This is a genomic window from Mucilaginibacter lutimaris, from assembly GCF_042676625.1.
GTDB classification, from domain to species: Bacteria; Bacteroidota; Bacteroidia; order Sphingobacteriales; family Sphingobacteriaceae; genus Mucilaginibacter; species Mucilaginibacter lutimaris.
This window is the reverse complement of record NZ_JBHTIA010000002.1, coordinates 159,637-173,677: the sequence shown is the minus strand read 5'-3', so window position 1 is coordinate 173,677 and position 14,041 is coordinate 159,637. Positions and strand designations below refer to the sequence as shown.

Below are 14,041 nucleotides of genomic sequence, written 5' to 3'. Positions count from 1 at the left end.
TTTCACGATCCGGTGCGCATGGCTGCGGGATATGCCATACTTTAACGCTAAGCTACGAAAACTTATCCCCTGGATAAGATGGTCATTGATGATCTTTTCTTCTTTTAGCTTGTTCATCTTTTACACTGATAATGTGTAAACTTATTTTAGGACAAGTCATATTGTTTCTGGTGTAAGTATCAAAAAGCATCTGCCGGTGGTTCGGCAAAAAACTTCTTGTTAAAATTAACCAGGTAAAGCTCGTTGGTGGCGCGGGTACAAGCAGTATAAAACCAGCGTAAAAAATCGGTATTTACCATTTCATCCGTTAGGTAACCCTGGTCAACAAAAACGGCTTCCCACTGCCCCCCTTGTGCTTTGTGGCAGGTAATAGCGTATGCAAATTTAACCTGTAGGGCGTTGTAGTAAGGATTCAGCTTAAGTTCGTTATGCTTTTCGCGCTTGTTTGGAATATGCTCGTAATCCTTCATCGCTTCCAAATAAAAACGCTTTTGATCTATTGATTGCAGGGCGGGCGCTTCGGAGTATAAAGTATCGAGCAGTATCTTACAATCAAGCACCGGGTCTTCCGCATAATCAATAAATTCCAGTTGCACATCTGCAAACCTAAAGCCGTACATCTCCTCTATCCTCCGCACTTTTTTTACACGGGCAATATCTCCGTTGGCAATAAAGCCGGTGCTGCCTTCCTCCTGACCGTCCAGCCAAAAGTAATTGTTCTTCACCACCATCAGCTGGTCGCCGCCGGTGAGTTCCTCTTCGCGCATCAGGATCCGCCCGCGAATCTGCCGGTTATACAGGTTTGCATTCTTGTTACTACGGCAAATAATAAGCGTACTATCGTAACCATACTTGCTGTAGGCGTAGTTGAGGCCTTCTTCCAGCATATCGCTGCCCATACGGTAAACATCCTTGTAACCCTTGGTCACAATTTGAGGCATCACCTCTTTACCCTGTCTAATGATCTCCCTCACCCTGGTTACATTATACAAAATGCCCGATTCCTTTTGCTGCCTTAAAACGTCGGTAAGTTCATAAGTGTGTACGTTAAGGCCATAATCGGCTTTCATGAGTTTGGCATCAAGCGCGGGGCTATCGTCGGCGCCAACGGGTGGTAGCTGCGCGGTATCGCCCACCAGCATCAGCTTGCAATTTTTATCGTTATATACGTAGGTAACCAAATCGTGCAGCAGGGTTTCACGGTTATTGCCCGTTAGTTCATCAGATATCATCGACGCCTCATCAATAATAAAAAGCGTATTGGTGCTCATATTATCGGCTATCATAAAAGATTCATCAACATTTAACGCCGATTTTTTACGGTAGATGCGCTTATGAATGGTAAAGGCCTTGCGCCCGCTGTAGTTGGTAATTACCTTGGCGGCGCGGCCTGTAGGCGCCAGCAGCACGGCTTTTAAATTGTAATTGGGAAGCGCCTTTACCAGCGCGCCAAGCACGGTGGTTTTACCTGTACCGGCATATCCCTTTAATATAAAGCAATCATCCTGTTCCTCGCTGCTCAGGAATTTATCAAGCCGGGCAAAAAGTTCCAGTTGCTGCGAAGTAGGTTCATGCGGAAACCCGCGGCGGATATGATCAATTGTTGGCACACACAAAAATGGAGATAAGTATGTTAAATAGTTTATTACCCGCGTAAAATTTTACTCACCCCGACTTTGCTGCGCCGGTCGACCCTCTCTCCTGCGCAAAGAGGGTTTAGAAAGGATTTTAAAGCCCTCTCCTTTGGAGAGGGTTTGGGTGAGGCTAATGCCGCGGGGTGAGTAAACACGATGTACCGGTATTACTCAAATAATGCCATTGTTGGTGTTGTCACCAACAACATTTAGGAAGGTTATTAAATTGCTATACAAGGTGCATAGCGGCTTGTTAATAGCAATACCAACAGGGCGAAATTTTACTCACCCCGACTAAGCTACGCCGGTCGACCCTTTCTACTGCGTAAAGAGGGTGACGAAAATAAAATCCCTCTTTCCGCGCAGCGAAGAGAGGGTGGTCGAGCGAAGCAATGACCGGGTGAGTAAACACGATGTACCGGTATTACTTAAATAATAATACAATGCCGAAAAAATATTACTTTTGTTAATCTGCATGAGCGACCACAGACATTACTACACCAGCGACGATTTAAGCCTTACACAGGCCCACAGCTACACCCTGTTATTACAGGTTGATGTAAACAGCTTTAGTTATGCCGTTGTTAACGGCAAGCAGCTGCTATCCTGGGGCGAAAATTATTCGCTTGATGAGCTGCGCGACCCGCAACAGCTTCGCGATATTTTAACCGCCAATTACAACTTGGTAGTAACCGGCCTGCACGCTACAGGTTTTACCTTATTTCCCGAGGCTCTTTTTGAGAAAGGCCGCCTTGCCGATATTGCCCGCCTGCTTGATGTTACCGATACCGAAAAGGTTAAATACGAAAACGTTGACGGCAAAAATATCATCATATACAAGGTTGATGAAACCTTAACTTACGCTATAAAAGACCTCGACAACCAAAATGTTTTACATTACGACGCCGGGTTCATAAAAGCCGTTGCAAATAACTATCCGTTGAGTACTGATATATACCTTAATATTGGTAATGATACCGTGTCGTTTGTGAACTTCACCCACGGAAGCCTGCGTTTTTACAATACCTTTAAGTTTAAAAGCCACGAAGAACTGGCCTATTTCAGCGCTTTGGTAGCTACAGAATTAGGGTTACAGCCCGATAAAACCAAACTGGTAATAAGTGGTGATATTAATGATACCGACCGTTACTTTTTATACCTTAAAAACTTTTTTGGCGAAGTAAAACTTAACGATATTACTGTCTTAGACCTGCCTGGCAACATCCAATCTCATAAAATTTTAGCCCTCGCCGCTTTATCGCTATGCGCATCATTGGTGGAAGATTAAAGGGCCTTAGGCTTAACCCGCCTAAAGGCCTCCCCGTACGCCCAACTACCGACCTTGCAAAAGAGGCGCTGTTTAATATACTGCAAAACCAGATAGAATTTGAGGGTATTAAAGTGCTCGACTTGTTTAGCGGTACCGGCAACATTGCCATGGAATTTGCATCGCGCGGAGCGGAAAAAGTTACCGGGGTTGACCGCGCCATACAATGCGTGCATTATTTGAAAGATGCGTCGCGACAGCATGGCTTAACAGAAATTGAAGTTTTTAAAGCCGATGTTTTTAAATACCTGGCTATGGAAACCGAGCGATACGACCTTGTTTTTGCCGACCCTCCATACGACTTGAATAAAATACCCGAGATACCAAAAATTGTGTTCGATAGAAACTTGCTTTTAGCGGGCGGTATGCTGATAGTAGAGCATCAAAGCATGCAAAACCTAAGCAACCATCCGGCTTTTGTGGAGCAACGTAAATACGGGCACTCGTCGTTCTCGTTTTTTAAAGCCTAACTTTAACAGCGCGCAAATGAATAATAGAATCAGGAACCTTGAAGTTTCTATCTTATCCGACAATTGGTACGTTCTAAAAAAAGCTACTTTCGATTATTTAGGGAATGACGGCACCTGGGAAAGTTTCTCGCGCGAAGTTTACGACCGTGGTAACGGCGCTACTATACTGCTTTACAACAAAGCCAGCCAAACGGTGATACTAACCAGCCAGTTCAGAATGCCTACGTACTTGAACGGTAACGCCGATGGCTACATGATTGAAGCTTGTGCCGGTTTGCTTGACCTTGATAACCCCGAAGATTGTATTAAACGCGAAACGGAGGAAGAAACCGGTTACAAGATAACATCAGTACAAAAAGCGTTTGAGGCGTACATGTCCCCCGGCTCGGTCACCGAGATCCTATACTTTTTCACCGCCGAATACACCAAAGAGATGAAGGTGAGCGACGGCGGCGGCCTTGCCGAAGAAACCGAGAATATTGAAGTGATGGAGCTGCCCTTCGCCCGGGCATTGGAAATGGTAAAAACCGGCGAAATAAATGACGCGAAGACGATAATGCTGCTGCAATATGCGCAGATAAATGGTTTGGTATAGCTAAAAGCGGCGGCCTCGTGCGATTCCCTCCCCGCGGGAGGGTGTAGGGAGAGGTTTATGCGAATGATAAATGGCGTTAAACCCCTCACTGCCACCACATATTCCTGCACACCCCTCCCAAGGGCGGGAATTTACATCACATACATTGCTCATCACAATAATTAACTACTTTTGAATTAGCAACAGCGTTATCACCTAATATGAAAATAGCCCTTTTCCCCGGCTCGTTTGACCCGGTTACCAAAGCCCACGTTGATATTGTAAAACGCAGCGTAAGCCTGTTCGATAAGGTTTATATAGGCATTGGGGTAAACAGCAGTAAGCAGGGTTTGCTTAGCGTTGGCAAAAGAGAGGATATGCTGAGGGCCGTTTTCGCACATGACGACCGCATCCACATTGTAGCTTACGAAGGTTTAACGGTAGATTTTTGTAAAAGCATAGGCGCCGATTACATGATCCGCGGTATCCGCACCGTATCAGACTTTGAGTACGAAAAGGCCATAGCCCAAATGAACCACGCGCTGGAGCCCGAAATTGAAAGCATATTTATTGTAAGCAAGCCGGGTTACTCATCTATCAGTTCGAGTATCGTGCGCGAGATCATCCGTTATAACGGCGATGTCGCCCAGTTTATTCCGAAAGAAGCCCTACCGTATTTGTAATCAGTTCCTCTTTCTCCAACACATCAATTATAGAGGGGAATGTATTATTTACAATGGTTGGCACATCCTCATTTTTAAACCAGCGCACATCGGTAATGCCTTCCTCTAACTGTGGTACCAGCTTAGCCTTGCCTTTATAGGCCATTTTAAACCAATGGGTTTTCTTAAGCACAACTTCGCCCTTGTAAATATAGGTATGATATGTTTTGCAGATCTTTTCCTGTAGCTTGCTTACCTTAATGCCACACTCCTCTTCCACTTCGCGCACGGCAGCAATTTTAGTTTTCTCTTTCTTTTCTATCTTACCCTTTGGCAGGTCCCACTTATTGTTGCGGTAGATGAACAAGTGTTCGTCATACTGGTTGGTAACCAGGCCGCCGGCAGCTTCAATTAAATGATTTTCACTGATGATCTTTTTAAGGAAAGCCTTGGCATCATCGCAAAGCACGTAAAATAATTTACAGGGTTGTTTATCTACCCAGTGGTAAACAATTTTCAAATCAAAATGCTCAGCATCAATCCGTTGATATTGCGATGCTACTTTGGGTGATTTCGCGGTTAGTAAAACCACTTTTTCGTTAATATAAATTCTGTATTTTTGAGCCATGTATACCAATAGTGAGACCGAACAGCAGGTTGCGGAATTTCTGCTGCAAATTAAAGCAATAAAATTACAACCTAATAATCCTTTTACATGGGCTTCGGGCTGGAAATCACCCATCTATTGCGATAACCGTGTAACACTATCGCACCCAACTATCCGTACTTACATTCGCCAAAAGCTAACATCGGCCATTCAGGAAGAGTTTGGCTCGGTTGGTTGCATAGCAGGTGTAGCAACGGCGGGCATCCCCCAGGGCGCGTTGGTAGCGCAGGAAATGGGGCTGCCCTTTATTTATGTACGTGCCAAAGCAAAAGAACATGGTACAGGAAGCCTGATAGAGGGCGAAATTTCTCCGGGCCAGCGCGTAGTAGTCATTGAGGATTTAATATCTACCGGCAAAAGCAGCTTACAAGCCGTACATGCCTTGCGCGATGCGGGTTATACCGTTGCGGGCCTTGCCGCTATTTTTAGCTATGGCTTTGATGTAGCTACCGATAATTTTAAGGAGGCCAAATGCCCTTTTATTACTTTATCTAATTATAACGCCCTTTTAAAATACGCCGAAGAGCACAACTATATTTCTGCTGCCGATACCGCGGTGTTAAAAGAATGGCGTATACAACCATCAACCTGGGGGCAATAATATTTACTATGAGTGTTTTTGAAAGTACAGTTACCGTTAATAAGCCCGTAGCACAGGTATATGCGTTCCTGGCCGATATGAACAACCATCGGCAATTAATGCCCGATAATATTGAAGACTGGGAATCAACCGCCGATGTAGCCAGTTTCAATATTCAAAACATTACAAAACTTTCTATAAAGATAGAGGAACGTGTGGCTAATACCCTGGTAAGGATCATCCCCGCAGAAAAACCGCCGTTTGATATGGAATTAAAATGGGAATTGAGCGAAGCTGACGGGGCTACCCAAGCTGCTTTTACCATTACTGCCCAGCTGAATATGCTGATGAAGATGATGGCTTCGGGCCCGTTGCAAAAACTTGTGGACGAGGAAACAACTAACTTAGCAAAGCTGCTAAGTTAGTTGAACCTCATTTTCGGGGGTTTAAGATCTTTTTACCTTTAAGTGCTGCACCACTACCAGCGCATTCACGATAAACAGACTTGTTACTACAATAGTCATAAAAATTAAATTAGGGGTTTAATTGCTTTTACGGGAATTGTTAATCAATTGTTATTCCAAAACCTAATCTATGCATTTTAAATGCACATTATCAACATTTTTTTAATAATAATTTTACACATGGGGAATTGTGTAGAATGGTATCCTCAGCGGCCGCCGCAATAAGCGTAATTTTATACCTGCGAAACTATTATACAGCCAATTTAACCCCCTATTAAAATAAATTAAGTATTTACCGTACTTTTGCGCAAAATATAAGTACAGCATGATAACGGTATCTAATTTATCCTTACGTTACGGTAAACGCACCCTTTTTGAAGATGTAAACCTAAAGTTTAGCCAGGGCAACTGCTATGGCATAATTGGCGCTAACGGCGCGGGCAAATCAACCTTCATGAAGATACTTTCGGGCGAGATAGACCCAACCAGCGGTTCGGTTAGTTTTACCCCGGGCGAGCGTATGGCCGTATTAAGCCAAAACCACTACGCTTATGATGAATTTACGGTTCTGGAAACCGTAATGATGGGCCACAAGGAGATGTACGCCGTAATGAAAGAAAAGGACGCCATTTACCTGAAAGAAGATTTCAGCGACGCGGATGGTGAGCGCGCCGGCGAACTGGAAAACCTTTTTGCCGAAATGGATGGCTGGAATGCCGAGAGCAACGCTGCTACCCTGTTAAGCAACTTAGGTATTAAAGAAGAATTTCACTACAATCTTGTAAAGGACCTCGATAATACTCAAAAGGTACGTGTGCTATTAGCTCAGGCCCTGTTTGGCAAACCCGATATTTTGTTACTGGATGAGCCTACCAACGACCTGGACATACACACCATTAGCTGGCTGGAAGATTTCCTGGCATCGTACGAAGCTATTGTACTGGTAGTATCGCACGACAGGCACTTTCTGGATACCGTTTGTACCCACGTTGTGGATATAGACTTTGCCAAGATGACCATCTACACCGGTAACTATACCTTCTGGTACGAGAGTAGCCAGCTGGCATTAAAACAGCGCAGCGACCAGAATAAGAAAACCGAAGAGCGTGTAAAAGAGCTGCAGGAATTTATTCGCAGGTTTAGCGCCAACGCCTCAAAATCTAAACAGGCAACCAGCCGTAAAAAGGCTTTAGATAAGATCAACCTCGACGAGATACAGCCATCTAACCGTAAATACCCCGGCATCATATTCAATAACCAGGGCCGCGAAATTGGCGACCAGGTATTGCAAACCGAAAAGCTTGGTAAATCGCTTAACGGCGAGGTACTTTTTGCCGACATTAACTTTATGGCTAATAAAGGCGATAAAATTGCCGTGCTGTCTCAAAACAGTTTGGCAACATCGGCCTTCTACGATATTTTAACCGGACGCGATACAGATTACACCGGCAGCTTTAAATGGGGCGTAACTGTTAACCTTGCAGATATACCTATCGATAACTCATCATACTTCACAGGTAAGGATGAGAACCTGATAGACTGGCTGCGTGAATACTCTACAGGCGAAAAGGACGACCAGTTTATCCGTGGTTTCCTTGGCCGCATGTTGTTCAGCGGCGAGGAGGTGTTAAAGAAAGCTACTGTACTTTCCGGTGGCGAAAAAATGAGGTGTATGTTTAGCCGCATGATGCTGCAGTCGGCCAATATGCTTTTGTTAGATGAGCCTACCAACCACCTCGATCTGGAATCTATAACCGCGCTAAACAACGGTATGAAAGATTTTAGGGGTAACATTATCTTCACCTCTCGAGATCATGAATTGGTGCAAACCGTTGCCAACCGTATTATCGAGATAACCCCGGGCGGTATCATCGATAAACTGATGACCTACGACGAGTATATCAACAGCGAAGCGGTACAAAAACTACGCGAAGAATTATACGCCACGGCGTAACTATTGGGGCAGCAAATACGTCTTACCAACATGAAGAGAATTTTATTTGCTGCCCTATTTATACTTCCCTCGTTATTTGCAAACGCCCAGGTGTGTGAAGGCTTTGTAAAAGATGCCAAAACCAACCAGCCCCTGCCCTACGTTAACGTGGGTATTATAGGCAAAAGCGTTGGTACCGTTACAGATAGCGCCGGGCGCTATAAATTAAACCTTACAGGCCACGAAAACGATTCGTTAAAACTATCTATGATAGGTTATGCGCCTGCCATTTACAAAATAGCCTCATTTGCAACCGACGCGCATAAAACAATTTTACTGCAACCCTCTACCACCCAGCTTAAAGAAGTACGTGTAAGCAACCGTAAATGGAAAGAAGGTATCCTTGGTAACGATTCAAAATCTGACAATAGTAACGCCGGGTTCCGTTCAAACAGGCTTGGCTACGAGATAGGTACGGTTATCAAGATAAAAAAGAAACCTACTTACCTTAAACAATTTAATGTGCATATTACAGATGCACCTGCATACCCCGTAAAGCTCCGCCTTAATTTTTACAGTTTAAATAAAGGCATGCCGGATCAGTTGCTGCAAAACCAAAACATTTATGTTGATGTAATGCCCGGTCAAAAGGATATACAGGTTGACCTGCAACCTTATAGCATTTATGTTGACAACAACTTTTTTGTGAGCCTGGAATGGATAGCAAACTCCAAAGGCCGCGGGCTGATGTTTTCGGCCTACCTGAGTATATTTGGCAGCGGCGCTGTAATATCCCGCGAAACCAGCCAGGCCAGTTGGGAAAAGGTGGGTATTGCGGGCATAGCGTTTAATGTACTGGCCGAGTATTAATAAAGATATTTAACAGAAATATGCAAAAACATTAATTGTTACGCCTATCAATTGTATATTTGCATCCCGCTAAATATCAGCACGACTTGGTAGCTCAGCTGGTAGAGCAACTGACTCTTAATCAGTGGGTCGAGGGTTCGAACCCCTCCCAGGTCACCTTAAGTTAGCCTTTGGTAGTCTCTACTAAGGGCTTTTTTGTGCCTCCGTTAAATCAAAAAAGAGATTTTCACCTAACTTGAGATAACATTGTTGGGATGTATTGACGCTTACTCTAAGTGTAATTTTTTAAAGAAAATCTGATTACGAAGCTTAGCATCCTTCATTAATTTTTTAAAACTTATGAGCTCAATATACATTTTGTAACCTATGTGGTAACCAAAATACCCTTCGTCATCTGGGCTTACTGTCAACGAATGTTGTTTAGCGAATTGTTTTATTTTGTCTGTGATATCAGCAACAATATAAGCGTAAACTGGTGTATTGTCATTAACCTTAATTGGTTCTAAACCTTCTGGCATCTCATACTTACCAGCTCGAATCTTCTCAATATATTGACCGATTTGCAATATTGGGTCGTCCTCTTGTTTGTAAGCATATCTTTTGGGTCGTTTGAACTCAAAAATAGTTATTGGGTTACTATACTCATTATCACCACTTCTAAAAGATTTTTTACTATCAAATATTAATAAATCAGGCTCTCCAAACGCATCTTTTCGTTTAGAGATTTTTCGGTCTGATGCAACATATTCTGAGAATACTAACCTTTCATCTAACAACCATAAATTATGCTCCTCATAGGATGTCTTTTGAGTGTCACTATTCATTGGAAATATTAAGGAATGAATTTCCTTTTCGAGATTGGGATTTCCTTCTTCATCTCGTTTACGTAAAGCATCAAAAAAGTCTAAGATTATTTTTCGATTACACACGTAATGAGCCAAGTCACTCTTTCCTATATCGGTTACCTTGCTTAAGATAGCGTTTATATCTTGATTAAGATCTGTTTGGTCTGACGAGCTCAGAATAAATTGAATGTCTTTTTTTGTATCTTGTTCTTGTTGAAACTTAAATTTCTGTAAATCGAGTTCAATCTTTTCGTCTGTCGCATTATAAGAGAATAAGCTCAGATCGACGCTATCAATATATGTTTTATGCCAAGGGGCAGTCGAATTCACATACCCATATATTCTATTTTTTTTCTTTTCAACACGATGCTTAACGTCATCAGCAAACATCTCTTTAGTTTTTAAAGCTGCACTTTTTTCAATTTCAATTTGAGATATCCCATACATCAAATCGGATGTTTCTTTGTCGAAATTGAAAGTTTCCCGCTCTAATGAAACGTTTGAATCCAAATAATCTCCCAATACATACGCTTTTATCGAGTAGTTCTTTTTTGTTTTTTTTCACCTTTTATTATTTCATCATAAAACTCATCAATAAACTCTGGCACATAGTTATGTAACATTGATTCAACAACTTCTCTGTTATGTGCCGTCAAAATGACCTTGCTATCAGTTTTGGAAAAATAAATTTTGAATACTTTTAGGGTGAAGCTTTCTTCAACACTAACCCGCTGGCTCTTAATACTGAATTTGGTAGTATCTACAAGCTTAATTTCGTTGTCAGACGACAGGTAGTTATTAAGAACTATTTTTTTGCTTCCATCAAATTCTTGCAAAGTAATTTCCGGGCAAGTAAACTTATCATTTATAAAGAAAATCAATAGTCTTTCAAGTAGCTTTCTGGAAATTGTTTCCAACTCTTTGTCATAATTTCTTTCTTTTACAAGATTATTGAGGTAAACTATTGTTTTATTTTCAAGGTTTTCGACTTGTTTAATAACCTCATTTACTATGATTTCACTTTCTCGTCCAAAAGTAAAGCTGCGCTCATTGTGTTTACCATCCTCCTCCTTGTAAACGCTGTGCACTTTGACATCAGCGAAGTACTTTAGATACATAAATCTTCCAAATCCTTTACCGCCGGAGGATTTTTTCGACAAACTATATAGTGTGTCGAAAGAGTCTCGGTTTCTTTGCCTGAAACCAACTCCATTGTCGTGAATCTCAATACTCTTTATTTCACTTAAAGTGTCGTCAAACTGGAGGGAGTTTTCTCGAATAACTTTTATAATTACTTCTCCTTTAATCTGTTTTGCCTCAATAATGGAATCTATTGCATTCACAATAGCCTCTATTAAAGGTGTATAAACATTAGATTTACTTCTAATATTATCAACGGTGCCCTGAATGTTTATCTTGCTCATAAAGTGATTAAAGCTAATTATTTTAGCATGAAATTAAAGGATTTTTTTTAGTTAGATTCCCACTCATAAGTAAACCCCGGGGTTTCACCACTAAGGTAATTAAAGGTGAGTTGTCTGCCTTCCATACTTTTAGCACCGGCAATTTTTTTGGGATTGGTAAGGCTGCACTCGTAATCGGTAAGTACTTCATCGGCATATGTTTGTATACGGGTGTGCAAAAAAACATCCTTAAAACCATTTAGCTCATCCGGTATGCGGAAGGTGGCCGCCCGCGGTGTTGCATAGTGCTGCATGCTTATAGTGTACACCTCGCCAAGTAATATGCGTTGCGGTAAATACCCGGCCGTTGTAAAACCTTTTTCTTCTTCTTTAGCGTTAAGCAATTGCGCGCTTATGGTGATCTTAGCGGGTACAAACAGGGCCTTGGGCGGTAATTGCGGGATAATGTTTTGCATAACCGCTACCTGGGGCTCTTTCATCAAGGCGTTTAGCATGGTTTCTGACACAGCCAGATGAACGGTTGTATCCGTAGGTATTTTATACGTGGTGGCATCGGTGCAAATGCAGGCCTTTATGTATTCACCTATGTTTAGGCGGTCATACATCATCTTTACTGCATCCAGCGATACCTGGTTAATATCCAAAAAAGTAAAGTTTACTTCTGATGGACCGAATAAAGCAGCTATAGGAGTAAGCAACGTTGCGTAAGGGCCGCAGCCCGCATATAAAACATGAATGATTTGTGATGGAAAATCTGCCTTTAGTTGGAGAATTGCCTTGTATATGCCCCTTACAAAAACTGCCGTACGCTGAAACTCTAACAGGCAATGGGCAGCCTTAATGGTAGATACCGCTTTGCCTGAAGGTAACATAATGTCGTCATCAGTGATATTCCCGGCCGACACGCCGGATAATTCGGCATACACAGCGTGTAACTCGTGTACTACTTTGTATATGCCACCCAAGTTGCCTGGCTCGTTTATAATGGTTTGGGTAGCTCTTTTGAGCACTTCAAAATAACCGGTATCTGTTTCTGTTTCCATTACGTGTAATTAGGTTTAGGCCGGCCCGCAACAAGTAGTACCTGCTGACGGGCGTAAGGGATAAATATAATACTGATAATTGATATTTTAATGTTATCACCTATCCGTTTGTAAGAAAACGTGCACAAAAAAACCCCGGTCCTTTCGAAACGGGGCTTTGCATAGGGGTATATAAAACTTATTGAAATAATTCGGGGTAGACCTTACCGTCAGTAGCAGGTAATGTAACACCTGTTAGCTTACCAATAAAAGGGGCAACATCAACCATGTTCATCACCGGGATAATAGTTCCCTTTTTAAGGCCCGGCCCAAAGGCCACAAAACCGGTTTGGATCTGTTTATGATCCGGGTAAAAACCGTGGGTACCTTTAACTTTTTTGAGGGTTTGGATCAGGGTTTCGGTACCATTACCAATGGTAGTTCCGTTTACGCCGCTTAGGGCAAGCTGCACGTTAGGGTCGGCGCCAACTTTATCCAGGCCGGCTTTGTTTATTACCTGGTAATATTGTTTAACAGAATCCGGCTGTTGCGACAGCATGGCGGTCACTTTGTTTAGGGTAGCTTTGTCATTCTTATCCTTCAGTTGTAGAAATGATGAACCGCCCGACGAATGGAACTGCGCTTTCCAGCTACCTGTTTTAACATCGGTAATTAAACCCGCCAGTTTCAGCAAAACATTTGGGTTAAAGCTGCGGTAAATATTCTCGAAGCCATGGTCGCCCAGTATGATGATCAACGTACTATCTGCAATCTTGGCCCTGTTTACAGCTTCAACCAGCGTTTTAATAGCCCTGTCTGCCCCTGCTACCGATGCTTTAACCATGTAATGGTCGCGGCCGTTCTCGTGTTCGTAATGGTCGGTACATGCCAGGTGAAGCGCCAAAAAGTTTGGCTTATACTTTTTAATAATGTAGCCGGCCATACGGGCTACGTTCTCGTCCTGTATCAGCTCATCGTTGTTAGCGTTAAGATCATTGGCTTCCAACACACCGGTGGCGTTATCCTGTACCTCTTTCCACAGGGTTGCAGGCTGTGTTGCCGCAGCTGTGTATTCCCTTGCATCGCTCATGTTCTTATAATTCCAGTACTCGGGTATCCGGTAATCTATAGGGGCGTTTACCGTAACCGGCCAGCGCACACATGCGGTAGTTTTACCCGCTTTGTGCATAGCATCCCAAAGGGTTGGCGATTTGATGAGGCTGTAATCCCAATACCACTTACCTGTTGCACCTTCTGCCTCAAACGGTGTGTTGTAGTATATGCCGTGTTTTGCCGGGGTAACGCCGGTTATCATGGTAGTATGGTCCGGGTAAGTTACCGACGGGAACACGGGGTTTAAGCCTTGTGCAGCAATACCATTCTTCATTAATTCCCTTACCGTAGGCATAGCATAATTAACGCTATCCAAGTAAAACTCGGGCCTAAAGCCATCTACCGTTACCAGTATTACATACTTTGCCTGCGGGGCTTGTGCAACGGCGCTTTGTTTTAAACCTAATAGCGCGGTTAGCGCTATCAGGGTACTATAGATGTTTCTTTTCATGTTGA

At 42.9% G+C, this 14,041-nt stretch carries 14 protein-coding genes and 1 tRNA gene; 9 read left to right on the top strand and 6 right to left on the bottom strand.

The features are described 5' to 3' along the window. Positions 1-179: 179 nt before the first annotated feature. Positions 180-1,610 (bottom strand): ATP-dependent DNA helicase, encoded by a 1,431-nt coding sequence (locus ACFQZI_RS00755; RefSeq protein WP_377137362.1) that lies wholly within the window; start codon positions 1,608-1,610, stop codon positions 180-182. A 499-nt stretch (positions 1,611-2,109) separates the two neighbouring features. Between ACFQZI_RS00755 and ACFQZI_RS00750 the strand changes: the two genes are divergently transcribed. The 4 genes from ACFQZI_RS00750 (at position 2,110) to coaD (ending at position 4,688) form a co-directional block, all read left to right on the top strand. Beyond that, a complete protein-coding gene (locus ACFQZI_RS00750; RefSeq protein ID WP_377137360.1) occupies positions 2,110-2,922 on the top strand; it encodes a DUF3822 family protein in 813 nt (270 codons plus the stop codon). Beyond that, complete coding sequence (locus ACFQZI_RS00745; RefSeq protein WP_377137358.1) at positions 2,898-3,431, top strand: RsmD family RNA methyltransferase; 534 nt, start codon at positions 2,898-2,900, stop codon at positions 3,429-3,431. The genes ACFQZI_RS00750 and ACFQZI_RS00745 overlap by 25 nt, the downstream gene beginning before the upstream one ends. Before the next feature lie 16 nt (positions 3,432-3,447). Then, positions 3,448-4,026: a GDP-mannose pyrophosphatase NudK gene (gene nudK / locus ACFQZI_RS00740; protein ID WP_377137356.1), complete on the top strand. Its 579-nt coding sequence runs from the start codon at positions 3,448-3,450 to the stop codon at positions 4,024-4,026. A 200-nt stretch (positions 4,027-4,226) separates the two neighbouring features. Further along, positions 4,227-4,688, top strand: a complete 462-nt coding sequence (gene coaD, locus ACFQZI_RS00735; protein WP_377137354.1) for a pantetheine-phosphate adenylyltransferase — start codon at positions 4,227-4,229, stop codon at positions 4,686-4,688. Here the strand turns inward: coaD and ACFQZI_RS00730 are convergent. Next, entirely contained in the window at positions 4,657-5,295 is a 639-nt protein-coding gene (locus ACFQZI_RS00730) for an NUDIX hydrolase (protein ID WP_377137352.1), read from the bottom strand. The genes coaD and ACFQZI_RS00730 overlap by 32 nt on opposite strands. On the opposite strand from ACFQZI_RS00730, the gene pyrE reads away from it, so the two are divergent. The 5 genes from pyrE to ACFQZI_RS00705 all read left to right on the top strand — a co-directional run bounded on the left by pyrE (position 5,294) and on the right by ACFQZI_RS00705 (position 9,337). Next, positions 5,294-5,935, top strand: coding sequence for an orotate phosphoribosyltransferase (gene pyrE, locus ACFQZI_RS00725; protein ID WP_377137350.1), 642 nt, complete (start codon positions 5,294-5,296; stop codon positions 5,933-5,935). The two genes, ACFQZI_RS00730 and pyrE, sit on opposite strands and share 2 nt — an antisense overlap. A gap of 8 nt (positions 5,936-5,943) precedes the next feature. Beyond that, entirely contained in the window at positions 5,944-6,339 is a 396-nt protein-coding gene (locus tag ACFQZI_RS00720) for an SRPBCC family protein (protein ID WP_377137348.1), read from the top strand. Between the two features lie 364 nt (positions 6,340-6,703). Continuing rightward, a complete protein-coding gene (locus ACFQZI_RS00715; protein WP_377137346.1) occupies positions 6,704-8,332 on the top strand; it encodes an ABC-F family ATP-binding cassette domain-containing protein in 1,629 nt (542 codons plus the stop codon). Between the two features lie 30 nt (positions 8,333-8,362). Next, positions 8,363-9,181, top strand: a complete 819-nt coding sequence (locus ACFQZI_RS00710) for a carboxypeptidase-like regulatory domain-containing protein (protein WP_377137344.1) — start codon at positions 8,363-8,365, stop codon at positions 9,179-9,181. 83 nt (positions 9,182-9,264) lie between these two features. Further along, a tRNA-Lys gene (locus ACFQZI_RS00705) sits at positions 9,265-9,337 on the top strand. 110 nt (positions 9,338-9,447) lie between these two features. Here the strand turns inward: ACFQZI_RS00705 and ACFQZI_RS00700 are convergent. The 4 genes from ACFQZI_RS00700 to ACFQZI_RS00685 form a co-directional block, all read right to left on the bottom strand. Beyond that, positions 9,448-10,548, bottom strand: a complete 1,101-nt coding sequence (locus ACFQZI_RS00700; RefSeq protein WP_377137342.1) for a hypothetical protein — start codon at positions 10,546-10,548, stop codon at positions 9,448-9,450. Positions 10,549-10,559: 11 nt separating this feature from the next. Further along, complete coding sequence (locus ACFQZI_RS00695; protein ID WP_377137340.1) at positions 10,560-11,450, bottom strand: ATP-binding protein; 891 nt, start codon at positions 11,448-11,450, stop codon at positions 10,560-10,562. Between the two features lie 47 nt (positions 11,451-11,497). Then, the gene (locus tag ACFQZI_RS00690) at positions 11,498-12,493 is read right to left on the bottom strand and encodes a hypothetical protein (RefSeq protein WP_377137338.1); all 996 of its coding nucleotides are present in this window, start codon (positions 12,491-12,493) and stop codon (positions 11,498-11,500) included. Positions 12,494-12,671: 178 nt separating this feature from the next. Then, positions 12,672-14,036, bottom strand: coding sequence for an alkaline phosphatase family protein (locus ACFQZI_RS00685; RefSeq protein ID WP_377137336.1), 1,365 nt, complete (start codon positions 14,034-14,036; stop codon positions 12,672-12,674). Positions 14,037-14,041 lie beyond the last annotated feature (5 nt).